At 62.9% G+C, this 26,119-nt stretch carries 10 protein-coding genes and 11 pseudogenes; 14 read left to right on the top strand and 7 right to left on the bottom strand.

Going from position 1 to position 26,119, the window contains the following annotated elements; translation table 11 throughout:
• Positions 1 to 34: 34 nt before the first annotated feature.
• Together cobS and ilvA are read right to left on the bottom strand one after the other, a co-directional pair.
• Positions 35 to 876 (bottom strand): annotated as a pseudogene (gene cobS, locus H9K75_RS08445) (adenosylcobinamide-GDP ribazoletransferase).
• Positions 877 to 903: 27 nt separating this feature from the next.
• Positions 904 to 2,481 (bottom strand): threonine ammonia-lyase, biosynthetic, encoded by a 1,578-nt coding sequence (gene ilvA, locus H9K75_RS08440; protein WP_187725425.1) that lies wholly within the window; start codon positions 2,479 to 2,481, stop codon positions 904 to 906.
• A 308-nt stretch (positions 2,482 to 2,789) separates the two neighbouring features.
• On the opposite strand from ilvA, the gene H9K75_RS08435 reads away from it, so the two are divergent.
• A complete protein-coding gene (locus tag H9K75_RS08435; protein WP_187725424.1) occupies positions 2,790 to 3,239 on the top strand; it encodes an OsmC family protein in 450 nt (149 codons plus the stop codon).
• A gap of 25 nt (positions 3,240 to 3,264) precedes the next feature.
• On the opposite strand, the pseudogene coq7 reads toward H9K75_RS08435, so the two are convergent.
• A pseudogene (coq7, locus tag H9K75_RS08430) lies at positions 3,265 to 3,880 on the bottom strand (2-polyprenyl-3-methyl-6-methoxy-1,4-benzoquinone monooxygenase).
• Between the two features lie 307 nt (positions 3,881 to 4,187).
• On the opposite strand from coq7, the gene H9K75_RS08425 reads away from it, so the two are divergent.
• The 8 genes and pseudogenes from H9K75_RS08425 to H9K75_RS08390 all read left to right on the top strand — a co-directional run bounded on the left by H9K75_RS08425 (position 4,188) and on the right by H9K75_RS08390 (position 13,485).
• Positions 4,188 to 5,225 carry a porin gene (locus H9K75_RS08425; RefSeq protein WP_187725423.1) on the top strand — a complete coding sequence of 346 codons (1,038 nt, stop codon included), beginning with the start codon at positions 4,188 to 4,190 and terminating at the stop codon, positions 5,223 to 5,225.
• Positions 5,226 to 5,544: 319 nt separating this feature from the next.
• Positions 5,545 to 6,527 (top strand): annotated as a pseudogene (locus H9K75_RS08420) (ABC transporter permease).
• 1 nt (position 6,528) lies between these two features.
• Positions 6,529 to 7,749, top strand: coding sequence for a M20 aminoacylase family protein (locus tag H9K75_RS08415; RefSeq protein ID WP_187725422.1), 1,221 nt, complete (start codon positions 6,529 to 6,531; stop codon positions 7,747 to 7,749).
• 35 nt (positions 7,750 to 7,784) lie between these two features.
• On the top strand, positions 7,785 to 8,705 hold the full coding sequence (locus tag H9K75_RS08410) for an ABC transporter permease (protein ID WP_187725966.1): 921 nt from the start codon (positions 7,785 to 7,787) through the stop codon (positions 8,703 to 8,705).
• A gap of 11 nt (positions 8,706 to 8,716) precedes the next feature.
• Complete coding sequence (locus H9K75_RS08405) at positions 8,717 to 9,703, top strand: ABC transporter ATP-binding protein (RefSeq protein WP_187725421.1); 987 nt, start codon at positions 8,717 to 8,719, stop codon at positions 9,701 to 9,703.
• Positions 9,700 to 10,761 carry an ABC transporter ATP-binding protein gene (locus H9K75_RS08400; RefSeq protein WP_187725420.1) on the top strand — a complete coding sequence of 354 codons (1,062 nt, stop codon included), beginning with the start codon at positions 9,700 to 9,702 and terminating at the stop codon, positions 10,759 to 10,761. Before H9K75_RS08405 ends, H9K75_RS08400 begins: the two co-directional genes overlap by 4 nt.
• Before the next feature lie 167 nt (positions 10,762 to 10,928).
• Positions 10,929 to 12,828, top strand: a pseudogene (locus H9K75_RS08395) (bifunctional metallophosphatase/5'-nucleotidase).
• Between the two features lie 153 nt (positions 12,829 to 12,981).
• On the top strand, positions 12,982 to 13,485 hold the full coding sequence (locus tag H9K75_RS08390) for a YbhB/YbcL family Raf kinase inhibitor-like protein (RefSeq protein ID WP_187725419.1): 504 nt from the start codon (positions 12,982 to 12,984) through the stop codon (positions 13,483 to 13,485).
• Positions 13,486 to 13,518: 33 nt separating this feature from the next.
• Here the strand turns inward: H9K75_RS08390 and H9K75_RS08385 are convergent.
• Both H9K75_RS08385 and zwf read right to left on the bottom strand, forming a co-directional pair.
• Positions 13,519 to 14,362, bottom strand: a pseudogene (locus H9K75_RS08385) (MurR/RpiR family transcriptional regulator).
• Positions 14,356 to 15,822: a glucose-6-phosphate dehydrogenase gene (zwf, locus tag H9K75_RS08380; RefSeq protein WP_187725418.1), complete on the bottom strand. Its 1,467-nt coding sequence runs from the start codon at positions 15,820 to 15,822 to the stop codon at positions 14,356 to 14,358. The pseudogene H9K75_RS08385 and the gene zwf overlap by 7 nt, the downstream one beginning before the upstream one ends.
• Positions 15,823 to 16,084: 262 nt before the next feature.
• Here zwf and tal point away from each other — a divergent pair.
• From tal to H9K75_RS08365, 3 genes and pseudogenes are all read left to right on the top strand, one after another.
• A pseudogene (tal, locus tag H9K75_RS08375) lies at positions 16,085 to 17,034 on the top strand (transaldolase).
• Positions 17,034 to 18,634: pseudogene (gene pgi / locus H9K75_RS08370) on the top strand (glucose-6-phosphate isomerase). Before tal ends, pgi begins: the two co-directional pseudogenes overlap by 1 nt.
• A 169-nt stretch (positions 18,635 to 18,803) precedes the next feature.
• Positions 18,804 to 19,721 (top strand): transporter substrate-binding domain-containing protein, encoded by a 918-nt coding sequence (locus tag H9K75_RS08365; protein WP_187725417.1) that lies wholly within the window; start codon positions 18,804 to 18,806, stop codon positions 19,719 to 19,721.
• A gap of 169 nt (positions 19,722 to 19,890) precedes the next feature.
• Here the strand turns inward: H9K75_RS08365 and groL are convergent.
• Together groL and H9K75_RS08355 are read right to left on the bottom strand one after the other, a co-directional pair.
• A pseudogene (groL, locus tag H9K75_RS08360) lies at positions 19,891 to 21,536 on the bottom strand (chaperonin GroEL).
• A gap of 111 nt (positions 21,537 to 21,647) precedes the next feature.
• A pseudogene (locus H9K75_RS08355) lies at positions 21,648 to 21,937 on the bottom strand (co-chaperone GroES).
• A gap of 278 nt (positions 21,938 to 22,215) precedes the next feature.
• On the opposite strand from H9K75_RS08355, the pseudogene sbcD reads away from it, so the two are divergent.
• Positions 22,216 to 23,482, top strand: a pseudogene (sbcD, locus tag H9K75_RS25475) (exonuclease subunit SbcD).
• Positions 23,479 to 24,027: pseudogene (locus H9K75_RS23745) on the top strand (AAA family ATPase); the annotation flags it as partial. The pseudogenes sbcD and H9K75_RS23745, both read left to right, overlap by 4 nt.
• Positions 24,028 to 26,119 lie beyond the last annotated feature (2,092 nt).

Here is a 26,119-nt window from a genome sequence, read left to right as displayed (position 1 = left end):
TGCCGTACCAGCCACAGGCGACGGGCGATGCCGTTCACGGCGCGAGCCAGGGAAGAATCGGCGAAACCCCGTGCCGTCCAGCGGCAATGGCAACGCCCAGATAGAAAGCGATTTCGCTCACCTGCTGGATCGAGCCGAGGCAGTCGCCCGTGAAGCCCTGCAATCGCCGGTGGAATCGCCAGAGCATCCAGCCCGCGCCCAGCGCGCTGCACAGAATCGCCATAGCCACCGCTTGCCATCCGAGAGCCAGCGTGAAAAACAATACGGGAACCGCGCACCACAGCCCGGCCGTGAGCAGGGCCCCAGGGTGATCTGGTCGGCGAGGGGCTTGCTTTTGGAGGTTGCGGTGTCGCCCACGTGCGGCAGCATGCGCACGGCCAGCAGCGGCCAGAAGCGCGACATCACATGGCCGCAAAACAGCGACCACAGCGCCACGCCAAGGTGTTGACCGCCAAGCTGCGCTAGCAGCGCAAACTTTGCCGAAAACGCCAGCACCAGCGCCATCGCGCCGAATGCGCCGACGCGCGAGTCCTTCATGATCTCGAGTGCGCGGTCGCGCTGGTACGCTCCCCCGAGACCATCGGCCACGTCGGCCAGCCCATCCTCATGGAACCCACCGGTGACCAGCACCGTGACGATGGTGCTGAGCACGGCGGCGACCAAGGGAGTGAAGACCTGCCCCTGGCCGAGCAAAGCGCTGGCCGCGCCGAAACCGACGACCGCAATCGCTCCAACCAGCCAGCCCACGCCCGGAAAATGCGCGGCGCTTGCGCGCAGCATGGCCGGGCTGTAGCCAACCCAGTCCGCCAACCGGCCGTTCACGGGGATGCGCGTGAAGAACTGGACAGCCAGCAGATAGTGGCGAATCGCTTGCATATCGAGACGGCGTGCACTGCGTGCCGGTTAGTCGTCGCCGTTGGCCTGAAGGAACAGGCGGTAGGCGGGGTTGAGCGTCTCCTCGACATACGGATAACCCAGCGTCGCAAGAAACTGGTCGAACTCCGCCGCGTCCTCGGGCGGCACCTGCATGCCGACCAGGATGCGGCCATAGTCCGCGCCCTGATTGCGATAGTGGAACAGGCTGATGTTCCAGTGCGGCTGCATCAGGCTCAGGAACTTGAGCAAAGCGCCCGGACGCTCGGGGAAGGTAAAGCGCATCAGGCGTTCGTCCTGCGCGAGTGACGAGTTGCCGCCAACGAGATGGCGCAGATGCTCCTTGGCAAGCTCGTCGTGCGTGAGATCGAGCGAGTCGAACCCCTGTTTGCGGAAGTTCCTGGCGATCTTTTCCGATTCGCCGGGCCCATTCGTGGTCAGGCCGACGAACACATGGGCGCGCCGCGCATTGCTGATGCGGTAGTTGAACTCGGTCACGTTGCGCGAGCTGCCGGGCAGAGCGCCGACCACTTCGCAGAAGCGCCGGAAGCTGCCGCGCTCCTCGGGAATCGTCACGGCGAACAGCGCCTCGCGTTCCTCGCCGACCTCGGCGCGCTCGGCAACAAAGCGCAGGCGGTCGAAATTCATGTTCGCGCCGCACAGGATCGCCGCGTAGGTTTCGCCCCGGGTCTTGTTTTTCGCCACGTATTGCTTGATGGCCGCCACGGACAGCGCGCCGGCCGGCTCGACGATCGAGCGTGTGTCGACAAAGATGTCCTTGATGGCGGCGCACACGGCGTCGGTGTCCACCAGCAGGTACTCATCGACCAGATTGCTGGCCACGCGGAACGTCTCCTCGCCCACCAGCTTCACGGCCGTGCCGTCGGAGAACAGGCCCACGTCGGGCAGCGTCACGCGTTCATGCCGTGCCACCGATTGCACCATGGCATCGGAGTCGTTCATCTGCACGCCGATCACCTTGATGTCGGGGCGCACGGCCTTGATGTAGTTGGCCACGCCCGAGATCAGGCCACCGCCGCCGATGGCGACGAACACCGCGTCGAGCCGGTTGCTGCCGAGCGACTGCAACTGACGCAGCACCTCCATGGCGATCGTGCCCTGCCCGGCGATCACGTCGGGATCGTCGAACGGATGGACGAAGGTCAGGCCCTGTTCCTGCTGCAGACGCGCCGCATGTTCATAGGCATCGCTGTAGCTTTCGCCGCTCAGCACGACTTCTCCGCCGAGCGTTTTGACCGCGTCGATCTTGAGTTGCGGTGTCGTGGTGGGCATCACGATCACGGCGCGCGTGCCAAGCCTGGATGCGCTCATGGCAACGCCCTGCGCATGGTTGCCGGCCGAGGCGCAGATCACGCCGCGCGCCAGTTGCTCCTGCGTGAGTTGCGCCATCTTGTTGTAGGCGCCGCGCAGCTTGAAGCTGAACACCGGTTGCTGGTCTTCGCGCTTGAGCAACACCTTGTTGTGCAGGCGACGGCTGAGGGCCTTCGCGACCTGCAGATCGGACTCGACGGCCACGTCGTAGACGCGGGCGGTCAGGATCTTCTTGAGGTAGTCGAACGGGCTGAGTGTCTGTTGTGGGTTGGGCATCTGGCGATCCGGAAGGCACTGATCGATGGCAGTGCATGGGCCGCCATCATAGAAACAAGCTGGCCGCTGCGCAGGCTCGGCGCGGACAATCGATGTTCAACAGGGCAAAAAAATGGCCCCTAGCCGTGAAGCTTGGGGCCAAATCCATCCTTTGAGGAGATGGAGGAGACAATGGGTGCGCCAACCTTGGGTCAGCGCTTGAATTGAATTCTACTCCCAAAAGTTGCTGCGATGCAGCAAAATCAGCGTGAAATTTTCATTACGCGATGTGGTGTTGCGCTAAAGAGTCATTTTCTGGAGGAAAAACGATGGAATGCACAGTCAGCTGGACCGGAAACTCGGGCACGCGCTCGGCGATGGGCTTTGTGGCGGAGACCGGTAGCGGCCACGTCCTGACCATGGACGGCGCGCCCGACGCCAACAATCCGCAGAACGGCGGCCAGAACCTGGCTCCACGCCCGATGGAAACCGTACTGGCCGGCACCGGCGGGTGTACGGCCTACGACGTGGTGCTGATCCTCAAGCGGGGTCGCCATGAGGTGAGCGGGTGCAGCGTCAAGCTCACCTCCGAACGCGCCGAGACGGATCCCAAGGTCTTCACCCGGATCCACATGCAGTTCACCGTCACGGGCAAGGGCATTCCGGCTACGGCAGTCGAGCGCGCAATCGCCATGAGCCACGACAAATACTGCTCGGCCAGCATCATGCTGGGCAAGACCGCGGAAATCACCACCGGCTTCGAGATCGTCGAGGGTTGAGACTTGGCGCGCTATTCGTGCTTTTTTATATGAAGTGAGCCGTGGTCGTCATCACCTTGGCGGCCACCTTCATCAGCAGACGCGCGGGTGCAGGCAGTTCCGCCGCCCCGCAGCCAGCGCTTGGGCCGCGTGGCGCTCCTCGTCCTGTTGCATGCGCGCAACTACTTCGCGCGATGGCAGATCGGCCTCGGGCAGGCTACCCAGATGGCCCTGCAGGTGCTCGGACACCTGGCGTTCCGTTTCCACCACAAACCCCAGACTGACCTTGTCGCTCACCTTGGCGGCAGCCAGCCCGATCGCGAACGCTCCAGCGAACCACAGTGGATTCAGCAGGCTGGGGCGGCTGCCCAGCGCGTCCAGGCGATCCCGCGTCCAGGCCAGATGGTCGAGTTCCTCGCGAGCGGATGTGAGCAGGCTTTCGCGCAGTTGCGGATCACGGGTCACCGTGGCCTGCGCCAGATAGAGCGCCTGGGCGCACACCTCGCCAACGTGGTTTACACGCATCAGCGCGCCTGACAGGTTGCGCTCCTCGCGGCTCAACCTGGGCTCGTCCCGCCCTGGGCGGGCGAGGGCTCATGCGCCTGGGGTGATGCAAAAAGCGTGCGGAGTGCGGCGTCTGCCGTTCTGAGAATATGATCCATTGCGTTCTATTGTCGGCAGGATCGGATTGCGTGTCGTTTGTTGACAAAAATAGCCATGTTCACGGGTTGACGGACTGCGATTTGAGTGTTCTCGCATGCATTCCTGGGTGTTGCAGTGCTGCAACGGAATTGCGGCATTTATGCACTTTGTGAGGGAATTCCTTTGCGAAACATCGCTGGCTCTGTTGCAATAGAACTAACTTCCCCACCAGGAGGTTGGCCCGGGGGAACCGGCGGGCTGCACAAAAGTATGTGCCTCTAGTCCCCTTGATCCAGGGCCCTCTGTTTAACCTTGGAGTAACTCGCAATGAAAAAATCACTGATTGCCCTGGCTGTGCTGGCTTCCTCCGGCGCTGCGATGGCTCAATCTTCCGTGACCCTGTTCGGTATCGTCGACACTGGTATCGGCTATGTGAACAAGGCCAACGCAGCTGGCGACAGCAAGTACGGTCTGTACACCAGCGGCAATTACACCAGCCGCATCGGCTTCCGCGGCGTGGAAGATCTGGGCGGTGGTCTGAAGGCTGGTTTCTGGCTGGAAGGCGAACTGTTCGCTGATGATGGCAATGCTGCTGGTTTCAACTTCCGTCGTCGTTCGACTGTCAGCCTGTCTGGCGGCTTCGGTGAAGTGCGTCTGGGCCGTGACCTGACCCCTGGCTACACCAAGACCAGCTCCTACGATCTGTTCAACCAGACTGGTATCGGCCAATTCGGTGGCTGGTCCAACTGGTACGGCACTGCTGGCGATGCAAACGGCATCCGTTCCAGCAACATGATCTCGTACTACACGCCTAACATGGGTGGCTTCAACGGCGCCATCGGTTACGGCTTCGACGAGCAAACCTCGGGCCACGCTGGTCGCTACATGGGTGGTTACGTTGCATATGACAACGGCCCTCTGAGCGTTGCTGTGTCGTACGACGACCGTGACACCGTTGCCGCTAACCGCGATCGCAACGCCCTGACTATCGGCGCTTCGTACAACCTGAACGTTGTGAAGCTGAACGGTATCGTTCAACAGACTCGCGACAAGATCGACGGCGCTCCTAACCAGAAGGTTAACGCCTACATGCTGGGTGCTTCCGCTCCAGTGGGCGCTGGCGAAGTCAAGATCCAGTACGCTCTGTACGATCAGAAGGCTTTCGACGACGGCAAGGCACACCAGCTGAGCCTGGGTTATGTGTACAACCTGTCCAAGCGCACTGCTGTGTACGGCAACGTGTCGTACCTGAAGAACAAGGACGGCTCGAACCTGGGTCTGGCTTCCAAGAACCTGAACACCGAAGGTCCTGGCGCTGGCAAGGCACAGACCGGCGTGCAAGTTGGCGTTCGCCACTCCTTCTAATTACTGGCTGGCATCTGCCAGCTTCGGTTAGAGGTGAAAAACCGCTGCTCTTCGGAGTGGCGGTTTTTTTTTGGGGGGGTTTTTCTTGCGTGAGGCCCGAAGCGCGACGGGGCATTGGGTACTGACAATCCGGTGAACGCGCAGCTATGCCGGGGAGCGCTGCTGCATCGCGCCCCTCTGTCTGAAATGCAAGATTTCGGCTTCTTTTCCAATCGATGGAGCGCTTGGTGGTTTTCCCGAGCATGCTTTTTGCTCATGAGCAGCTAGATTTGCACCTTTCATCCACGTCAGAGATTCAAAGCGACTCGAACTCGAATACATGCTTGCCTTCATACTGCGCCGACTCCTTCAAGCCGTGATCGTGATGGTGACGGTTGCCTTCATCTCGTTCGTCCTGTTTCAGTTCGTCGGTGACCCGGTCGTCACCATGCTCGGACAGGATGCAACGCCTCAGCAGATTCAGGAACTGCGCGCTGCTTTGGGGCTCGACCAACCCTTTTTTGTGCAGTTCTGGCATTTTCTGCTCAATGCGGCTCAGGGCGACTTCGGCCTGAGCCTGCGTCAGGGTGCCAAGGTCTCGAAACTGATTGGCGAGCGCTTTCCCGCGACGCTGGAGCTGGCGATGGTGGCCGCCGTCATCGCGCTCGTCGTCGGTGTGCCCATGGGCGTCTACGCGGCACTGCGACGCGGCACGTTTCTGAGCCAGGTCTTCATGACGATCTCGCTGCTCGGGGTCTCGCTGCCGACCTTTCTGATCGGCATCCTGCTGATCCTGGTGTTCTCGGTCACGCTGGGCTGGTTTCCGAGCTTCGGGCGGGGGATGTGGTGCAGCTTGGCTGGTGGAGCACCGGACTGCTCACGGCAAAAGGCTGGCATCACATCACCTTGCCTGCGATCACTCTGGCGATCTTTCAGCTCACGCTGATCATGCGCCTCGTGCGCGCCGAGATGCTCGAAGTACTGCGCACCGACTACATCAAATTCGCGCGGGCGCGGGGTCTGACGGATCGCGCAATCTATTTTGGTCATGCGCTCAAGAACACGCTGGTGCCGGTGATGACCATCACGGGTCTGCAACTTGGCGGCCTGATTGCGTTCGCGATCATTACCGAGACCGTGTTCCAGTGGCCCGGCATGGGACTGCTGTTCATCCAGGCGGTGACGTTCGCCGACATTCCGGTGATGGCGGCCTATCTGTGTCTGATCGCGCTGATTTTCGTGATCATCAATCTGGTGGTGGACCTGCTCTATTTCGCCGTCGACCCGCGTCTGCGCGTGGGTGGCAAGGCGGGAGGGCACTGAGATGCAGGCGGCGCGTTTCAAGGCCGGTGGTCGTGCGTTTGCGCACATCACCAAATTTCATCCCGAGCTCACCGCATTCCGGCGCGACCTGCATGCGCATCCGGAACTGGGTTTCGAGGAACAGTACACCAGCGCACGCATTGCGCAGGCGCTCAGGCTGTGCGGTGTCGATGAATTGCACGAGCACATCGGCAAGACCGGCATGGTGGCGCTGATCCACGGACAGACCCGCGCGAGCGGCAGCATGATCGGCCTGCGGGCCGACATGGATGCGCTGCCGATGCAGGAGAACAACGAGTTCACCTGGAAGTCCAGCAAGCCCGGCCTGATGCACGGCTGCGGGCATGATGGTCACGTGACCATGCTGCTCGGGGCTGCACGCTATCTTGCGAGCACGCGGCAATTCGATGGCACTGCGGCGCTGATCTTTCAACCGGCCGAGGAAGGCCACGGCGGCGCGCGCGTGATGATCGAGGACGGATTGTTCGAGCGCTTCCCGATCCAGACCGTGTTCGCGATGCACAACTGGCCGCAGATGAAGCCAGGTACCGTCGGCCTCAACGACGGCGCGATGATGGCGGCCGCCGACCGCATCACCATCGAGATCACCGGCCGTGGCGGCCACGGGGCGCATCCCTACCAGACTGTGGACGTGGTGCTCGTCGCGGGTCACATCATCACGGCGGTGCAGGGCATTGTCTCGCGCAATGTGCGCCCGCTCGATGGTGCGGTGGTAAGCCTGTGCGCGGTGCAGGCGGGCGACCTTGGTGCATTCAGCGTGCTTCCGGGAAGCGCCACGCTGGTGGGCACGGTGCGCTCGTTCGATCCCGCCGTGCAGGAGATGGTGGAGCGCCGTATCCAGGAAGTCTGCAACGGCGTTGCGATGGGCTTTGGTGCGAGCGTGAACGTGCGCTACGAACGCATTTACCCGGCCACCATCAACACCGAGAGCGAGGCCCGCTTTGCCGGTGATGTGGCCGCGTCCATCGTCGGCGCCGGGAACGTCGAGCGTGACCTCGAACCGAGCATGGGTGCCGAGGATTTTTCGTTCATGCTGCAGAACAAGCCCGGCGCGTACCTGCGCATCGGCCAGGGCATGGGCGCGGGCAACAGCACGCTGCACAACAGCCGCTACGACTTCAACGACGACATCCTGCCGCTCGGTGCTGCCCTGCACGCGGGACTGATCGAACAAGGCATGCCGCTCGCCGCAGCGCAGTGACGTGACGACCAACAGAGAGCCCCAAAGCCATGTCGATTCAACAAACCCTAGCTCACTGGTGGGACAGCGATGTCGCCCACAGTTTCCGCTCGTCCCCGGTCGCAATCGGTGCCGCGGTGATCGCATTCATCTGCGTGTTCTGCTCGATCTTTGCGGGCTGGGTGGCGCCGCACAATCCGTTCGATCTCACCACGCTCGAGCTGTCCGACGCGCGGCTGCCGCCCGCATGGAGCGAGAGCGGCACGTGGAAATATCCGCTCGGCACCGACGACCAGGGACGCGATATTCTTTCCGCGCTGATCTATGGCGCACGCATCTCGCTGATTGTGGGGCTGGTCTCGGTGGCGCTGTCGATCGTGATCGGCGTGTCGCTCGGCCTGGTCTCCGGGGCCAAGCGCGGCTGGATCGACGCGCTGTTGATGCGCGCCTGCGATGTGGTGTCCTCGTTCCCCGCGATTCTCGTGGCGCTGCTGATTGCGGGCGTGGCGCGCGCCGTCTATCCCAATGCCGCCGAGGGCGTCGCATTCGCTGTGCTGGTGCTGGCGATTGCGTTTGCGGGCAGCAATGGCTGGGTGCAATATGCGCGCACAGTGCGCGCCAGCACCATGGTCGAATACGGCAAGGAATACGTGCAGGCCGCGCGCGTCACGGGCGTGCCGCCGCTGCGCATCATGCGCCGACACGTGCTGCCCAATGTGCTCGGCCCGGTCATGGTGCTCGCCACCATACAGGTAGCCACGGCGATCATCACCGAAGCCACGCTGTCGTTTCTCGGCGTCGGCGCTCCACCCACGTCGCCGTCGCTCGGCACGCTGATCCGCGTCGGCAACGACTACCTGTTTTCCGGCGAATGGTGGATCACCGTTTTTCCCGGTGCCATGCTGGTGTTGATCGCACTGTCGGTGAACCTGCTGGGCGACTGGCTGCGTGATGCCCTCAACCCGCGTCTTCGTTGAGGTGAAAAGCCATGTCCCTGCTTGATGTCCAAAATCTCGTCGTCGAATTTCCGGGCCGCAAAGGCACTTTGCGTGCACTCGACGATGTTTCCTTCTCGATTGCCCCCGGAGAAATTCTCGGCGTTGTGGGCGAGTCCGGCGCGGGCAAATCGCTGACCGGCGCGTCCATCATCGGTCTGCTCGAGCCACCCGGGCGGATCGCCTCGGGCCAGATTCTGCTCAACGGCGAGCGCATCGACAACCTGCCCAACCAGAAGATGCGCCACATTCGTGGCCGCCGCATTGGCGCGATCTTCCAGGATCCGCTCACCTCGCTCAATCCGCTGTACACCGTCGGCAGGCAGTTGATCGAGACCATCACCACGCATCTTCCCCTGAACGCCGCGCAGGCGCGCGACAGGGCCATCAGCCTGCTCAAGGACACCGGCATTCCGGCGGCGGAGCAGCGCATCGATCACTATCCGCACCAGTTCTCGGGCGGCATGCGCCAGCGCGTCGTGATTGCGCTGGCGCTCGCCGCCGAGCCCGAGCTGATCGTGGCCGACGAGCCCACGACCGCGCTCGACGTATCGATTCAGGCGCAGATCATCACGCTGCTCAAGAACATCTGCCGGTCGCGCGGCGCGGCCGTCATGCTGATCACGCACGACATGGGCGTGATCGCCGAAACCTGTGACCGTGTGGCCGTGATGTATGCCGGCCGGATCGCGGAAATCGGACCGGTGCACGAGGTCATCAATCATCCGGCGCATCCCTACACCGCGGGTCTCATGGCGTCGATTCCCGACATGCAGGAGGAACGCGAACGTCTCAATCAGATCGATGGCGCGATGCCTCGCCTGAACGCCATTCCCAAGGGTTGCGCCTTCAATCCGCGCTGCCAGTACGCGTTTGACCGCTGCCGCGTCGAGCGGCCCGATCTGCTTCCCGCGGGCGCCACGCAGGCCGCCTGCTGGTTGCGCGAAGACGCGGCTGTCGCCGCAGGAGCCATTGCATGAGCGCAGCCGACATCCACACCCGTTCGTCCTCCGCACCGTTGGTGCGCGCAGAAGATCTGGCCAAGACCTTTGACGTGTCCGCTCCCTGGCTCAACCGTGTGCTGGAACGCAAGCCGCGTGCGCTGCTGCATGCCGTCGATGGCGTCAGCTTCGAAATCCAGAAAGGCAAGACGCTTGCGCTGGTCGGTGAATCCGGCTGCGGCAAGAGCACCGTGGCGCGTCTGCTCGTGGGGCTGTACGAGCCCACGCGTGGCAGTTTCACCTTTGATGGGCAGGACGCGCATGCGGCATTTGCCGGGCGATCCATGCGCGAGATGCGCCGTCGCATCCAGATGATCTTCCAGGACCCGTATGCGAGCCTCAATCCGCGCTGGCTGGTGCGCGACATCATTGCCGAGCCGTTGATCGAGCATGGGTTACTCAGCGACGATGATGCGCTCACGCAGCGCGTGGGTGAATTGCTGCAATCGGTGGGTCTGACCTTCGATTGCATGGACAAGTATCCACACCAGTTTTCAGGAGGCCAGCGGCAGCGCATTTCGATTGCGCGCGCACTGGCCACCGAGCCGGAATTTCTGGTGTGCGATGAGCCGACGTCGGCGCTCGATGTGTCCGTGCAGGCACAGGTCCTCAACATCATGAAGGACCTGCAGCGCGAGCGCCACCTGACTTATCTTTTCATCAGCCACAACCTGGCGGTGGTGCGCCACGTGAGCGATCAGGTGGGCGTGATGTACCTCGGGCGGCTGGTGGAAATCGCCGACAAGCACGAGCTGTTTGTGCGGCCCCGCCACCCCTACACGCGCATGCTGCTCGATGCGATTCCGAAGATGCACGATACCGGCCATGCCCGTACACCGGTTCGCGGCGAGGTGCCCAATCCACTCAACCCGCCGACGGGCTGCGCGTTCAATCCGCGTTGTCCGCACGCCAACGAACGTTGCCGCGTGGAGCGCCCGCAACTGCTTGACGATGGCGGCACGAAGGTCGCATGCCACGCCATCGAGGAAGGCCGCATCGGCCTCCCAGAGACCGTCGTTCCGGTTGCCCTGGACTGAATCTCTGCACACAAGGCCGGTAGCGAAGACTTCCGGATTTCCGGGGACGGCGCAGGGGCTTAGTCTTGGGTCACAGGCCTGTCATGCCGTCTTCTGAGGATGCAATCTTTCCAGACAACTGTGGAGAGAGCATGTCAGCATATTCGGGATGGTCGGGCAATCGCGCAATGCGCAAGTTGCCGAAAGGAGTCGCAAGCGCCGTGTTGATCGGGCTGCTGGCCGGATGCGGCGGTGGCGGCGATGGGCCGGATGCTTCCAGCAACGAGCCGCTTGAGCTCAGCATCCTTCACATCAACGACCATCACTCCACGCTCGATTCGAAATCCAGGACGCTGCAACTGAATGCGGGCGGTGCGGCGCCGGTGGCCGTTGCGGTCGAGGCGGGCGGTTTCCCGCGCGTGACCGCCGCGATCCAGGCGCTGGAGAAATCCTCGAAGAACGTGCTCAAGCTGCACGCGGGTGACGCGCTCACCGGCACGTTGTACTTCAATCGCGCCGGAGCCGATGGTGAGGCCGATGCCGCGATGATGAATACCGTGTGCTTTGACGCCTTCACGCTCGGCAATCACGAATTCGACAAGGGCGACACCGGTCTCAAGGGCTTCATCGACCGGCTGCACAAGGGCGCATGCAAGACGCCGGTGCTCAGCGCGAATGTGAAGTTCGGTCCGTCCTCCGCCTTGAACGCATCCAAGGCGCCGGGGCTGGTCTCGCCGTCGAAGGTGCTTGAGCGCGGAGGCCAGAAGATCGGCATCGTGGGCCTGACCATCGCGCAGAAGACCAAGGCGTCGTCAAGCCCCGACCCGAGACGATGTTCGAGGACGAGGCCACGGCCGCGCAACGCGAGATCGATGTGCTGCGCAAGCAAGGCATCAACAAGATCATCGTGATGAGCCATATCGGCTATGAATACGACAAGCAGGTCGCCGCCAAACTCAGCGGCGTGGACGTGATCGTCGGCGGTGACTCGCACACGCTGCTCGGCCCGACGCGCTCAAGACGCTCGGCGTGGGCACGCCCTCGGGTGCCTATCCCACGCGCGTGACCAACAAGGACGGCAAGCCGGTCTGCATCGTGCAGGCGTGGGAGTACGCGCAGGTCGTCGGCGAACTGAAGGTGTCGTTCGATGCGAATGGCGACGTCAAGCAGTGCACCGGAACGCCGCACGTGCTCATTGGCAACAACTTCACCGTGGGCGGCAAGGAGCCCACCGCCGATCAGGCAAAGGCCATCGAGGCCAGCGTGAAGAACGCCGGATTCCTGCGCACCACGGCGCCTGCTGCGGCGGCCGATCAGGTGCTCAAGCCATTCAAGGAGCGCATCGCCGCGTTCAACCAGACGCTGTCGGCGACCGCGCCCAAGGAACTGTGCTCGCGCCGCGTTCCCGGTGGTGAAGGCTCAGCCGACTACGGGCGCTCCAGCGCCGCCTGCAACGCCGAAGGCAGCGTGAGCGCGCGTGGCGGTGACATTCAGCAACTCGTCGCACAGGCCTATCTTGAAGTAGCCAATGCGCAGTACGGCGGTGCCGACATCTCGCTGCAAAGCGGTGGCGGCGTGCGCATTCCGCTCACGGGCAACGTGACTGCGGCGCAGGTGATTCAGGTCCTGCCGTTCGGCAACATGCTGTTCCGGCTGGACATCACCGGTGCCGAAGTGAAGGCGATGCTCGAAGATGGCCTGGAAGCGGTCTACGGCAAGGGCGGCTCCACTGGACCTTATCCCTACACCGGCGGTCTGCGCTTCGACGTGAACGCGGGCATGGCGACGGGGCAGCGCGTCTCCGGCATCGAGGTGCGCAACCGCACCAGCGGTCTGTGGGAGCCGCTGGCATCCGAGCGGAGCTATCGCCTGTTCGTGCTGAGTTTCAACGCCACGGGCGGCGACGGCTACAAGACGCTCGCGGCCGTGCCCGCTGCACGGCGCCTGGACATCGGCGTGCTCGACGCTGACGTATTCTTCACCTATATCGAGAAGCAGGCGCGTGACGCGGCAACCAAGCTGCCACTGCTGCAACGTCTGCCGACCGAGCTATATAGCACCAAGACGTTCGTTGACGTGAAGAAGTAAAAAGTGCGGTGAGTGCGCCGGGGCTTGCAGCCATTCCCGCTTTGGCCTACAGGCCCCGGCTTCGCATGGCGGTGTCGGGGCCTTGTCGCGCTATGCTTGCGCAATACGGTATTTTTCGTCCGGTTCATTCATGTCTGAAAGGATGCAGGTGATATGAGCAAGCAATTCACTTTGACGAGTCCCGACATCGCCAACAACGCGAGCGTCGATCCACGTTTCGAATTCAATGGCTTTGGCTGCAACGGCCAGAACCAGTCGCCGGTGCTGGACTGGAGCGACGCTCCGGTAGGCACGAAAAGTTTTGCCCTGACGGTCTACGATCCCGACGCGCCCACGGGGTCGGGCTGGTGGCACTGGTTTGTGGTGGACATTCCTGCGGATGTCGCTCAGCTCGCGGCCAATGCCGGAGCCAGGGGTGGCGCGCAATTGCCCGAGGGCGCGCGGCATGTGCGCAACGACTACGGCCTGTTTGAATTTGGCGGCTTCTGCCCGCCGCCCGGCGACAAGCCGCATCGCTATGTCTTCACGCTGCATGCGCTGTCGGTCGGCACGCTCGATATTCCCGACGATGCGAGCTGTGCGCTGGCAGGCTTCATGGTGAACGCCAATACGCTCGCCAAGTTCAGCTTCACGGGCACTTACGGGCGCGCCGCCTGAGTCCCTTCGTTTGAAGCGGCGGCTACCCGACAATCAGGTGTAGCGCTTGGCCCGCAGATTGTTCTTCATCTGCTGCAGCACCGGCTGCAGCGGCTCGCCGATCTGCAATGCCACGGCCGTGGCGAGCACGTCAATGATCAGCAGATGCAGGAGGCGCGAGACCATCGGGCTGTAGCGGTCGTAGCCCTCGGGTGATCGGCGGCCAGGTGGATTTCACAGGTGTGCGCGAGGGGCGAGCCACTCGCCGTGATCGCAATGGTGGTCGCGCCGTTCTTGCGCGCGATGTCGGCGGCGTCCATCAGGTCGCGCGTGCGACCCGAATTGCTGATGATGACCGCGCAATCGCCCTTGCCGAGCAGGGTGGCGCTCATCACCTGCATGTGCCCGTCGCTGGCACTGATGCTGGTGATGCCGAGACGAAAGAATTTGTGCTGGCCATCCTGCGCGACGATGCCCGAATTGCCTGCGCCGTAGAACTCGATGCGCTTGCCGGTCTGCCAGGTCGAGGCGATGGCCCTGGCCGCGCGCTCCAGCGCGGTGGTGCTCGCCGCGTTGCGGTATTGCAGGAATGCCGCGACCGCGTTGTCCACGACCTTCACGAGCACGTCGCCGGTCTTGTCGTCCGCGTCCACGCTGCGGTGGATAAAGGGCACGCCCTCGCTCACACTGCCCGCGAGCTTGAGCTTGAAATCGGCAAGACCGTCATAGCCCATGCTGCGGCAAAAGCGCACCACCGTGGGTTTGCTCACGCTGGCGCGCTGGGCCAGTTCGCGCACCGGCAGATGCGAGAACGCGCGGGATCATCGAGCACCAGTTGCGCAACGCGCTGCTCAGCCGGGGCGAGAGAGGGCAGAGAAGCGGTGATCCGGTCTAACATTCTTCCATCCACGTATTGCCGTCACGCGCAACCAGCGCGCTCGCGGCGCTCGGGCCCCAGGTGCCCGCAGCATAGGGGCGTGGGCTGTCGTCGGAGTTCCGCCACGACTGCATGATGGGCTCGACCCAGCGCCATGCGGCCTCCTGTTCGTCGGCGCGCACGAAGAGGTTCAGGCGGCCCGCGATCACGTCGAGCAGCAGCCGTTCGTAGGCGCCCACGCGTTCGCTGCCAAAGCGCTTGTCGAAATCCAGATCGAGCTGCACCGGCGCGAGCGACTGCGCATCGGAAATCTTCAGTCCGCGCTTGTCATTGCCCGAAGAAAACAGATGCAGCGCCAGTCCGTCGCGCGGCTGAAGGTGGATCACCAGGCGATTGGCCATGCCAAGCGGCGTGCGGTAGATGGGATGCGGCGCGGGCCGGAAATTGACGGCAATGTGCGCCTCGTGCGCGGCCAGGCGCTTGCCGGTGCGGATATAAAACGGCACGCCTGCCCAGCGCCAGTTGGCGATCTCGGTGCGCAGGGCGACGAAGGTTTCGGTGCGGCTGTCGGGCGCCACGCCGGGCTCGTTCAGATAGCCGGGAACGCGGTCTCCGCTCAGGGTGCCTGCGGTGTATTGACCACGCACCACGTCGCGTGAAAGCGTGGCTGCGGTCCATGGCGCGAGCGAGCGCAGCACCTTGAGCTTCTCGTCACGGATTGCGTCGGCGTGCGCGTTGATGGGCGGCTCCATGGCGATGGCGCACAGCAGTTGTAGCGCATGGTTCTGCACCATGTCGCGCAGCGCGCCGGTGCCCTCGTAGAACGCGCCGCGCTTTTCAACGCCGATCTTCTCGGCCATGGTGATTTCCACGCTGGCAACGGTCTCGCGGCGCCACAGGGGCTCGAACAGCGCGTTGCCGAATCGCAGCGCGAGCAGGTTCTGCACCGACGGCTTGCCGAGATAGTGATCGATGCGGAAGATCTGCCACTCGTCGAACACCTTGCGCACGGCGGCGTTGATGGCGCGATTGGACGCGAGATCATGGCCCAGCGGTTTTTCCAGCACGATGCGCGTGTTGGGCGTGTTCAGTCCCACGGAACCCAGTTGTTCGCAGGCCGTGGTGAAGAGATTGGGAGCGGTGGCGAGATACAGCACCACGGTATCGGCGGCGCGCTCGCGCAATACCTGGGCGAGGCGTTCGTAGTCCTTGGGCGCGGACAGATCGACGCGCACATATTGCAGCAGGGCCGCAAATTTCTCGAATTCCTCGCTCTTGGGGCGCTTGTCGGATTCGACGGCATCGAGGCGGCTGGCAATGAGTGCGCGATACGCCTCGTCGCTCAGATCATCGCGCGCCACGCCCAGAATGCGGCCGTCCGGTGGCAACGATCCGTGTCGCCAGGCCTGAAAGAGTGCGGGCAGCAGCTTGCGCCAGGCCAGGTCGCCGGTGCCGCCAAACAAAACCAGATCGAAACTCATGGCGCAGAAATACCTGTGTAGTTGTAACTTGAAGGCGAGGGCCTGTTCACCCAACGCCGCAGACCGCCCAAGACTGCGCAACCCTTCGGGCTTGCGCGACCCCGAGGGTTGTGTAAACAGGCCCTAGTATCGATGTTACCGAGTTTCATCCGCAGACAATACGGGTTTAACCAATGGCATTGCTGCGAATACACTCTTGGGTTGTCACGCCTCGTCGGTCGTCCGAAAGAGGAATCCGGATGTCATTGATGGGGAAATCGCCATGAATCAACTAGAAGCTCTCAAACAGTTCACCACGGTCGTTGCCGACACCGGCGATTTCCACCAACTGAGCGCGTTCCAGCCGCAGGATGCGACGACCAACCCCTCGTTGATCCTCAAGGCCGTCCAGAAGCCCGAATATGCGCCGCTGATGCAGGACTGCGTCACGCGTTTCAAGGGCCGGGAGATCGAAGAAATCATGGATCGCCTGATCGTGCGCTTCGGCTGCGAAATCCTGTCGATCATTCCCGGCCGCGTCTCCACCGAGGTCGATGCCCGTTTGTCGTTCGACACCGAGGCCACGGTGGCGCGCGCGGAGCGCATCATCGAGCTGTACCAGGCCGAGGGCGTGCACATCGACCGCGTGCTGATCAAGATTGCTTCCACCTGGGAGGGCATCCAGGCGGCCAGGCAGTTGGAGGCGCGCGGTATTCACACCAATCTCACGCTGCTGTTTTCATTCGCGCAGGCGGTGGCCTGCGGTCAGGCCAAGGTGCAGCTCATCTCGCCATTCGTCGGCCGCATCTATGACTGGTACAAGAAGCAGGCCGGTGCCCAGTGGAACGAGGCCGAGATGGCCGGGCCAACGATCCGGGCGTGCAGTCCGTGCGCGCGATCTACAACCACTACAAGCATTTCGGCATCAGGACCGAGGTGATGGGCGCGAGCTTTCGCAACGTGGGCCAGATCATTGCGCTTGCGGGATCGGACCTGCTGACCATCGCCCCCGAGCTGCTCGCCAAACTCGCCGAGAGCAACGAGCCCGTCACCCGTGCGCTTGATCCGCAGGCCGCAAGCGAGTTGGAACTGACTGCGGTGAGCTACGACGAGGCGGGCTTTCGTTATGCGCTCAACGCCGACGCGATGGCGACCGAAAAGCTGGCCGAAGGCATTCGCGCCTTCGCCGCAGATGCGGCAAAACTTGAACAGATGATGCTGGCCTCTGCATGATGAATGACCCGCGCACCCGCTGTGACCGGACGGCCGCGTGGCAGTTGCTCAAGCGCCATTTCGAGAGTGCCGGTCGCGGCTTCGACGTTCGCAGCGCGTTCGATAACGATCCGGACCGGTTTGCGCGCTTCAGTCAGCATGCGCCGCTGGTGTTCGCCGATCTGTCGAAGAACCTGATCGGGGCGGAGACCCGCGAGCTGCTCACGCAACTGGCGCGCGAGAGCGGTGTCGAGGCCTATCGCAACGCGATGTTTGCGGGCGAGCCGATCAACAACACCGAAAACCGGGCCGTGATGCACTGGCTGCTGCGCAGTCCGGCGAACGCGACGACGGCGAATGCCTTCGTCGCCGAAAGCCTCGCCGAGGTGCACGAGAACCTGGATGCGATGCTCCGGATCGCCGAGCGCGTGCGCGCCGACGATGCGATCACCGACATCGTCAACATCGGCATCGGAGGCTCGGATCTCGGCCCCGCGATGACGGTGAAGGCGCTCGAAGATTTCGCACACGCCGGCAAGACCCTGCACTTCATCTCCAACGTGGACGGCATGGAGCTTGGCAACGTGCTTCGCCGGATCAGGCCGGAAAGCACCTTGTTCCTGATTGCGTCCAAGACCTTCACGACGGCAGAGACCATGCTCAACGCGCACGCCGCGCGCCGCTGGTTTCTCGCAAATGGCGGATCGCTGCAACGCGATGCACGGCTGTCGCTGAGTCGGCATTTCATCGCGCTCACGACCCATCTGGAGGCGGCCTCGGAATTCGGCATCGACACCACGCTCGGGTTCTGGGACTGGGTCGGTGGCCGCTATTCGATGTGGTCCGCGATTGGCTTGCCAATCGCGATTGCCATTGGCGAGAAGAACTTCCGCGCGATGCTGCATGGCGCGCATTTGATGGATGAGCATTTCCGCACCGCGCCACTCGAAGAAAACCTGCCCGTGCGGCTGGGCCTGCTCGACGTCTGGTATCGCAATTTTCATGGTTTCACGAGCCGCAACATTGCGCCCTACAGCCACGGCCTGCGCCGCCTTCCGGCCTATCTCCAGCAACTGGAGATGGAGAGCAACGGCAAGGGCGTCGACGCCAGGGGCGAGCCGCTGCCCTATGCCACGTCGCCAGTGATCTGGGGTGAGCCGGGCACCAACGGGCAGCACGCTTTTTTCCAGATGATTCACCAGGGGCCGGACATCGTGCCCGTGGAGTTCATCGCTCTGCGTGAAGGGGCCACGATCTACCCGATCACCATCCGCGCCTGCTCGCGAACGCGCTGGCGCAGGCCCAGGCCTTGATGGTCGGGCGTCCCGAAAGCCGCGGCCACAGCTATTTCAGCGGCAACCGGCCGAGCACATTCCTCGTGCTGGACCGCCTCGATCCGGCGGCATTCGGCGCGTTGATTGCGCTGTACGAACACCGCGTGTTTACCAGCGGTGCGATCTGGGGGATCGACAGCTTTGATCAGTGGGGTGTGGAGCTGGGCAAGGTGCTTGCCAGAGAACTTGAGCCGCTGTTGGCCGACGGCCACGGCGACAGGCTTGATCCCTCCACGGCAGGTCTGCTGCATCACCTGCAGGCTCACGGCACCAAGCAGCGCGACTGAACGCGGCGATTGCATCGGGCCACGAAAATGCGCTTCCTTGGTGCAAACCTCTATTGGGTTGCAAGGCGCTTCTGAACGATAGTGGTGGCGCAAGCCCGCGCCCCGATGATCGATCACGATCCATGGGGTCGAGAAGGCTTGCGCTTCACACCAACAACAAGGAGACCTCATGAAGCTCGTTTGGACCAGCATCGCGCTGGCAGGCATGCTGGCCACCGGCGCGCACGCGCAGACCACGCCGCCCGCCGCGCCTCAGGCACAAGGCGGAAGCACCTTCGACAAGATCCAGAGCAGCGGAAAGATCGTGCTCGGCGTGCGCGAAAGCTCGGCCCCGATGGCCTATGCGATTGGCGCAGATCGCAAATACGCGGGCTACCACGTCGAGCTGTGTGAGAAGGTGGTGGCGCGCATTGCCCCGAAGGCGAAGATCGAATACATGGCGCTCACGGCGCAGAACACCATGCCGCTGGTTGAAAATGGCACGGTCGACATGGGCTGCGGCCCCACCACCAACAACCTCGCGCGCCAGCGTCAGGTTTCATTTGCCGTCACCACCTACGTGAGCCAGGTGCGCATGGCGGTGCGTGCCGATTCGGGCATCACCTCGCTCAAGCAGCTCGACAACAAGAACATCGCCGCATCGGCCGGCACCACCGCCGTGCAACTGCTGCGCAAGTTCGGCAAGGAAAACAACGTCAACCTGCCCACCTCGCTCGGCAAGGATCACTTCGAAAGTTTCCTGATGCTCGAATCGGGCCGCGCCGACGCCTTCGTGCTCGACGACAACCTGCTCGCGGGCGTCATCGCCAGCAGCAAGAACCCCGACGGCTACAAGATCGTCGGCGAAGTGCTGGGCTCCGAGCCCATTGCGCTGCTGTTCCGCAAGGACGACCCGACATTCAAGCGCGCGGTCGATGGCGCACTCATCGACATGATGAAATCCGGCGAGGTCGCCAAGGTCTACGACAAGTGGTTCATGCAACCCATCCCGCCCGCCAACAAGCCGCTCAACCTGCCGATGAGCGACACGTTGAAAAAGCTGATGCAAGACCCCAACGACAAGCCCCTCGAAGCCTACGCGAACTGAAAAAGAGAAGGGCGCGGCTCACCGCATCCGAGAGCCGGAGCGTGCCTGCAAGGCTTCGTAAGAAAGCAAAAACAAAACCCCGCAGGTCCAAAAACCTGCGGGGTTTTTACAAGAACAAATCTTGTGGGCGACTGGAGCCTCTACCCACCAATCGCCGGCTGCCGGGGCATTACATGCCCATGCCGCCCATACCGCCCATGCCACCCATGTCTGGCATGCCGCCGCCGGCCGCATCATCCTTCGGAGCCTCAGCCACCATGGCTTCGGTCGTCAGCAGCAGCGAGGCCACGGAAGCGGCGTTCTGCAGGGCAGTGCGCGTCACCTTGGTTGGATCCAGGATACCCATTTCGAGCATGTCGCCGTAGGTGTCGTTGGCGGCGTTGTAGCCGTAGTTGCCCTTGCCATTCAGCACGGTGTTCACCACGACGGAAGGCTCGCCACCGGCATTGGCAACGATTTCGCGCAGTGGCGATTCGATGGCCTTGAGCACCAGCTTGATACCGGCGTCTTGCTCGGGGTTGTCGCCCTTGAGGTCACCAATGGATTGCTTGGCGCGCAGGAACGCAACACCGCCACCGGCCACGATGCCTTCTTCGACGGCAGCGCGGGTAGCGTGCAGCGCGTCTTCCACGCGGGCCTTCTTTTCCTTCATTTCGACTTCGGTGGCAGCGCCCACCTTGATCACTGCCACGCCGCCGGCCAGCTTGGCCACGCGCTCTTGCAGCTTTTCACGGTCGTAGTCGGAAGTCGCTTCCTCGATCTGCACGCGGATCTGCTTCACGCGGGCTTCGATGTCAGCGCCAGCGCCAGCGCCGTCGATGATGATGGTGTTTTCCTTGCCCACTTCGATGGTCTTGGCCTGGCCCAGATCGGCCAGCGTGACCTTTTCGAGCGACATGCCGACTTCTTCGGCGATGACCTTGCCGCCCGTGAGGATGGCGATGTCTTCCAGCATGGCCTTGCGACGGTCGCCGAAGCCGGGAGCCTTGACGGCCACGACCTTCAGGATGCCACGGATGGTGTTGACCACCAGAGTCGCCAGCGCTTCGCCTTCGACTTCTTCAGCGATGATCAGCAGCGGACGGCCAGCCTTTGCCACTTGCTCGAGCGTAGGCAGCAGGTCACGGATGTTGCTGATCTTTTTGTCGAACAGCAGCACGAACGGGTTGTCCAGAATCGCGGCCTGCTTTTCGGGATTGTTGATGAAGTAGGGCGACAGGTAGCCACGGTCGAACTGCATGCCTTCAACGACGTCGAGTTCGTTGTCCAGGCTCTTGCCGTCTTCCACGGTGATCACGCCTTCCTTGCCGACCTTGTCCATCGCGTCGGCAATGATCTTGCCCACGGACTCATCGGAGTTGGCCGAGATGGAACCCACTTGAGCGATTTCCTTGGAAGTCGTCGTGGCCTTGGATTGGCTCTTGAGCTGCTCGACCAGGGCTGCAACAGCCTTGTCGATGCCGCGCTTCAGATCCATCGGGTTCAGACCGGCGGCCACGTACTTGGAGCCTTCGCGCACGATGGCCTGGGCCAGCACGGTAGCGGTCGTGGTGCCGTCACCGGCGATGTCGTTGGTCTTGGAGGCCACTTCCTTCACGAGCTGCGCGCCCATGTTCTGCAGCTTGTCCTTGAGTTCGATTTCCTTGGCCACGGACACACCGTCCTTGGTCACGGTAGGAGCGCCGAACGAACGCTCGAGAACCACGTTGCGACCCTTGGGCCCAGAGTGACCTTGACTGCGTTGGCGAGAATGTTCACGCCTTCAACCATGCGGGCGCGTGCTTCGCCGCCGAAAACTACGTCTTTTGCTGCCATTTTTGGCTCCTAAAGAAGAATGGGATACTTGAAAAATGCGATGAAGAGAGAAAGAAAAAGCGCAGGGGCTTGGCCCGCAGCGCGGACCCCTGTCGCTATTTCCTGTAACTATTACTTCTCTACGACCGCGAACAGGTCGTCTTCCTTCATCACCAGCAGTTCGTCGCCGTCGACCTTGACGGTCTGGCCCGAGTACTTGCCGAACAGGACACGGTCACCGACCTTCACGTTCAGGGCGATCAGAGCGCCCTTGTCGTCACGCTTGCCGGGCCGACGGCCACGATTTCGCCTTGATCAGGCTTCTCGGCGGCGCTGTCGGGGATCACGATGCCCGAAGCTGTCTTGGTTTCGTTTTCGAGGCGCTTGACGATCACGCGATCGTGCAGGGGACGCAGGTTCATATCAACTCCTGATGTATCAACTGAATGGATTGATGAGAAAGATGAGCAAGAAGAACGCCGATCCGGATTGTCCCGGGTCCACATTACAACTTGGTGCCTGAGCGTGCCTTTTGGCACTCGCGGGCATCGAGTGCTAATAATAAGGCAATTCTCTGGAATTTCAAGAGATGGGTCATTCCGGATGGGCGAAGAAAAGGATGTTTGGGCCGCGAGACAATGGCGGCAGATCAACCTCCCGTCGACAGATTCGGACACGTTGCGAGCCGATTTCACGAGCAATGCGAATTCTTCATACTTCCGACTGGCATCTGGGCCAGAACTTCATGGGCAAGTCCCGGCAGGCAGAGCATCAGGCGCTGATTGCGTGGCTGCTCGAGCAGGTGCAGGTTCACGCCGTGGACGCCGTGCTGATTGCCGGCGACGTGTTCGACACCGGCACGCCGCCCAGCTATGCGCGCGAGATGTACGGCGACCTCGTCGTGCGTCTGCACGAGGCGGGCGTGGCGCTGCTGCTGCTCGGCGGCAATCACGACTCGGTCGCCACGCTGCGCGAGAGCAGCGGGCTGCTGGCGCGCCTGTCCACCCATGTGTATCCCGCTGCGAGCGCGCCCGCGTCGCATGTGCGCGTGTTGCCGCGCCGGGCCACTGAAAAGCATGACCCACTTCAGCCCGGCTGCATCGTGTGTGCAATCCCGTTCATCCGGCCCCGCGACGTGGTCACCTCCGAATTCGGCCAGAGTGCGCAGGATCGCCAGCAGCAACTGCTCGAGGCCATCAGGCAGTACTACGACCACGTGTATCAGGCCGCGTGTGCCGAGCGCGACCGGATCGAGCAGCAGACCGGTGAACGGCTGCCGATCATCGCCACCGGCCATCTCACGACCGTGGGGCGAGCAGCAGCGAGTCCGTGCGCGAGATCTACGTAGGCACGCTGGAAGCGTTCCCCACGGCCGCATTTCCTCCCGTGGACTATCTCGCGCTTGGCCACATCCACAAGCCGCAGAAAGTGGGTGGTCAGGAGCATATTCGCTATTCGGGCTCGCCGATCACGCTGAGCTTCGACGAATGGGCCAGCAAAAGCAGATGCTGCTTGTGGAGCTCGACGCCACCGGCCTGCGCTCGGTGACCGAATTGCCGGTGCCGATTTTTCAGCCGATGGCGAGCCTGCGCGGCGATCTGGGTCACATCACGCAAGCGCTGCCGCGCATCGCCGAGCAGGCAGGCGAAGGGCAGAGTGTCTGGCTGGAGATCACCGTCACCACCGACGACTATCTGGCCGATCTGCCCGCGCGCATTCAGAAGCTGGTCGATGGATTGCCGCTTGAAGTGCTGCGCATCCGTCGCGAACGCGGACCGGCCATGGCGCAGCTTTTCGACAGCAGCGGCGTGACGCTTGACGAACTCGACCCTCACGACGTGTTCGAGCGTCGGCTGAGCCTGGAGACCGGCATGGACGGCGGATTGCGCGGCGCGATCACGCAGCGCTATCTGGAGGTCGTTCGCACCGTGAGGGATGGCGAGAGCCAGGACGAGGGCGTTGCATGAAAATCCGCCGCCTGCAACTCAAGAATCTCAACTCGCTCAAGGGCGAATGGAGCATTGATTTCACCGCGCCACCGCTTTCGGAAAGCGGACTGTTTGCCATCACCGGCCCCACCGGCGCGGGCAAGTCGACTCTCCTGGACGCGATCTGCCTCGCGCTTTATCACGAGACGCCCCGCCTTGGCACGCAATCCAAGGCGGTCAACGACATCATGACGCGGCATACTGCGGAATGCAGCGCGCATCTGGAATTCGAGGTGCGTGGCGAGGTCTACCGTGCATCGTGGAGCCAGCGGCGCGCGCGCGACCGCGTGGACGGCGCGTTGCAGTCGCCGCAGGTCGAGCTGGCGAAGGGCGACGGCACGGTCATCACGCGCCATGTGAGCGAGAAGCTCAAGCAGATCACCGAGATCACGCGCCTCGATTTTCCGCGCTTCACGCGCTCCATGCTGCTTGCGCAGGGCGGCTTCGCTGCCTTTCTGAACGCCAACGCCAACGACCGCGCGGAATTGCTCGAAGAGCTGACCGGCACGGAAATCTACGGCGAGATTTCGCAAAGAGTCTTTGAACGTGCGCGCGAGGAACGGGAAAAGCTCAAGCTCATGCAGTCGCGTGCCGACGGCATGGAGTTGCTCGCCGACGAGCAACGCAGCGTGATCCAGAACGAGGTCAGCACGATCCAGACGCAACGGTCGGGGCTCGCGGCACAGACGAGCGCATTGCGCGAACAGTTGCAGTGGCGCAATGCCGTGGCCGACGGTGAAAAGAATCTGCAGGGCGCGCAGCAGCGGCTTGACCAGGCCGAAGCTGCGATAACACACGCCGCGCCAGAACTGGAAAAACTGGCCGCGAGCGAACCGGCGCATGCACTGCAACCGATTCACCTCGCAATGCAATCGGCACATGCGGCAACAGAGAACGCCGCGAGCCAGTTGGCAGCTCGGCAGCGCGAACTCGACGAACAAAGTGCTGCGCAAACGCGCGAGCATGCGTTGGCGTTGGCGCTGGCCCAACAACTGCACGCGCAATCCACCCAACAATTGCACCGCCTTGAAAGCGAACAAGCAGCGCTGGGTGTGTGGTCTGGCGAGCACGCGCACCATGCGCAATTGGCCGAGCACCTGGGCGTGTGGCGCGAGCAGTTCGCGCAGCAGGCCAAGGCACAGGCGGACATTCGCGCGAACGAAGAAACGCTCGCCGCGACGAGCAGCAAGCTAAACGAGGCCCGAACCCGGCTGTCTGAGCAGTCCGCGAAAAGCGGAGAAGTTGCCAAGGCGCATGCCGAGGGCGAGGGACAATTGCAGGCGCTTCTTCAGCGCCAGCAGCAGCAATTGGCGGGCGTTCACACGTTGTCTGCGCTGCGTGAGCAGGCTCAGCTTGCGCAGAAGAATTTCGCCCTCACCGAGCGGCTCGACGAGAATGCGCGGCGGCAGCGCGCAATGAAGGCGCAGTATTTCGAGGTGCGCGATCAGCGCGTACAGGCGGCGGAAAAGGCGCAGACCCAGCAGTCTTCGCAAATCGAGCTTCTGGCGGCGCAGCAAGTCATGAACGAACGCGTCGCCGACAAGCAGCGCATGCTCGAGCAAGAGCAGGTCATTCGCAGTCTCTCCGAGCATCGCACCAACCTGCAACCGGGCGAAGCCTGCCCACTGTGTGGTGCCAAGGAACATCCCGCCATCGAGCGCTACACGCGGCTGGACAGTTCGGCCACGCGCGCCGAACTGGATCGTTTGACGCTGGCCCAGCAGCAAGGCGAGAAGACTTTGCGCCAAGGCGAGTCGGCGCTCGTGGCGGCGCAAACCCAGATGCAGCACTTGCAAGCCCGCGAGCAGCAGCTCGTCGAGGAGGGGCGGACGAATCAAATCGCGTGGGATGAATTGCGCGCGCGGTTGGCCCAGTCGCAGCACGGCGACTCATTGCAAGCCAAGGATTGGGAACTGGCCGACCGCCTGTCACAGACGCTGGCGTCGTCCCGACAACATGCGGCTGAGCTGAACGAACAACTGCAATCCGCGGAAGCGCTGGATCAGCAAATGCAAGCGGCGAGCAAGCGCCAGGCGGAGCTGTTCCATGCCCTGCACTCGGCCAGCGAAGACGCTTTGCGCATTCAGCAGCAGGTCGAATCGCTTGCGCAGAAACAGCAGGACACGCAAGCCTTGCTCACGCAGCAGCGCGTGAACCTGGACGCGCAGCAGGCGCGGCTGCTTGAAGTCCTGCATCGCGCCGGATTTGCGGAACTCCCGGCCCTGCCGGCCAACGCCCAGGACTGGCTGCGAGCGCGCGAAGACGACCGCAGTGTCTGGCAACAAACGCAGGAACGCATGCAGGCCATCGGCATGGAACTCGAACGCCAGCGTGCCGCGTGTGAGCACACCGACGCGCAGCTTGCGCAATGGCGCGAGCGCGCTGCGGCATTCGCCAGCGACGAGGTGATGGAGCCATTGGACGGTGTAGATGCATTACGTGCACTGAGTGACTGCGGCTCGCGCGTTGCGGCCATCAATCGCACTGTGGATGCGCTCGCAGGCAGCTTGCGCGTGCTGCGGGAAACACTGGCACATCACCGAGAGGCACAGGGCACAGCCGTACAACGCTGGCAGAGCGCTCTGGAGGGCAGCCCGTTTGCGAGCGAGGACGCGT

The sequence above is a fragment of the Diaphorobacter aerolatus genome (assembly GCF_014489535.1).
In the GTDB taxonomy this organism is placed as follows: domain Bacteria; phylum Pseudomonadota; class Gammaproteobacteria; order Burkholderiales; family Burkholderiaceae_C; genus Diaphorobacter_A; species Diaphorobacter_A aerolatus.
Note: the sequence above shows the minus strand (reverse complement) of the source record. Positions and strands in the feature narration are given on the sequence as shown.

What these genes read in the sequence shown, in the direction of transcription:
- H9K75_RS08425 (WP_187725423.1), top strand. Translation starts at nt 4,188, where the DNA reads ATGAAAAAATCACTGATTGCCCTGGCTGTGCTGGCTTCCTCCGGCGCT.
- H9K75_RS08435 (WP_187725424.1), top strand. Translation starts at nt 2,790, where the DNA reads ATGGAATGCACAGTCAGCTGGACCGGAAACTCGGGCACGCGCTCGGCG.
- H9K75_RS08400 (WP_187725420.1), top strand. Translation starts at nt 9,700, where the DNA reads ATGAGCGCAGCCGACATCCACACCCGTTCGTCCTCCGCACCGTTGGTG.
- H9K75_RS08390 (WP_187725419.1), top strand. Translation starts at nt 12,982, where the DNA reads ATGAGCAAGCAATTCACTTTGACGAGTCCCGACATCGCCAACAACGCG.
- zwf (WP_187725418.1), bottom strand. Translation starts at nt 15,822, where the DNA reads ATGAGTTTCGATCTGGTTTTGTTTGGCGGCACCGGCGACCTGGCCTGG.
- H9K75_RS08405 (WP_187725421.1), top strand. Translation starts at nt 8,717, where the DNA reads ATGTCCCTGCTTGATGTCCAAAATCTCGTCGTCGAATTTCCGGGCCGC.
- H9K75_RS08365 (WP_187725417.1), top strand. Translation starts at nt 18,804, where the DNA reads ATGAAGCTCGTTTGGACCAGCATCGCGCTGGCAGGCATGCTGGCCACC.
- H9K75_RS08415 (WP_187725422.1), top strand. Translation starts at nt 6,529, where the DNA reads ATGCAGGCGGCGCGTTTCAAGGCCGGTGGTCGTGCGTTTGCGCACATC.
- ilvA (WP_187725425.1), bottom strand. Translation starts at nt 2,481, where the DNA reads ATGCCCAACCCACAACAGACACTCAGCCCGTTCGACTACCTCAAGAAG.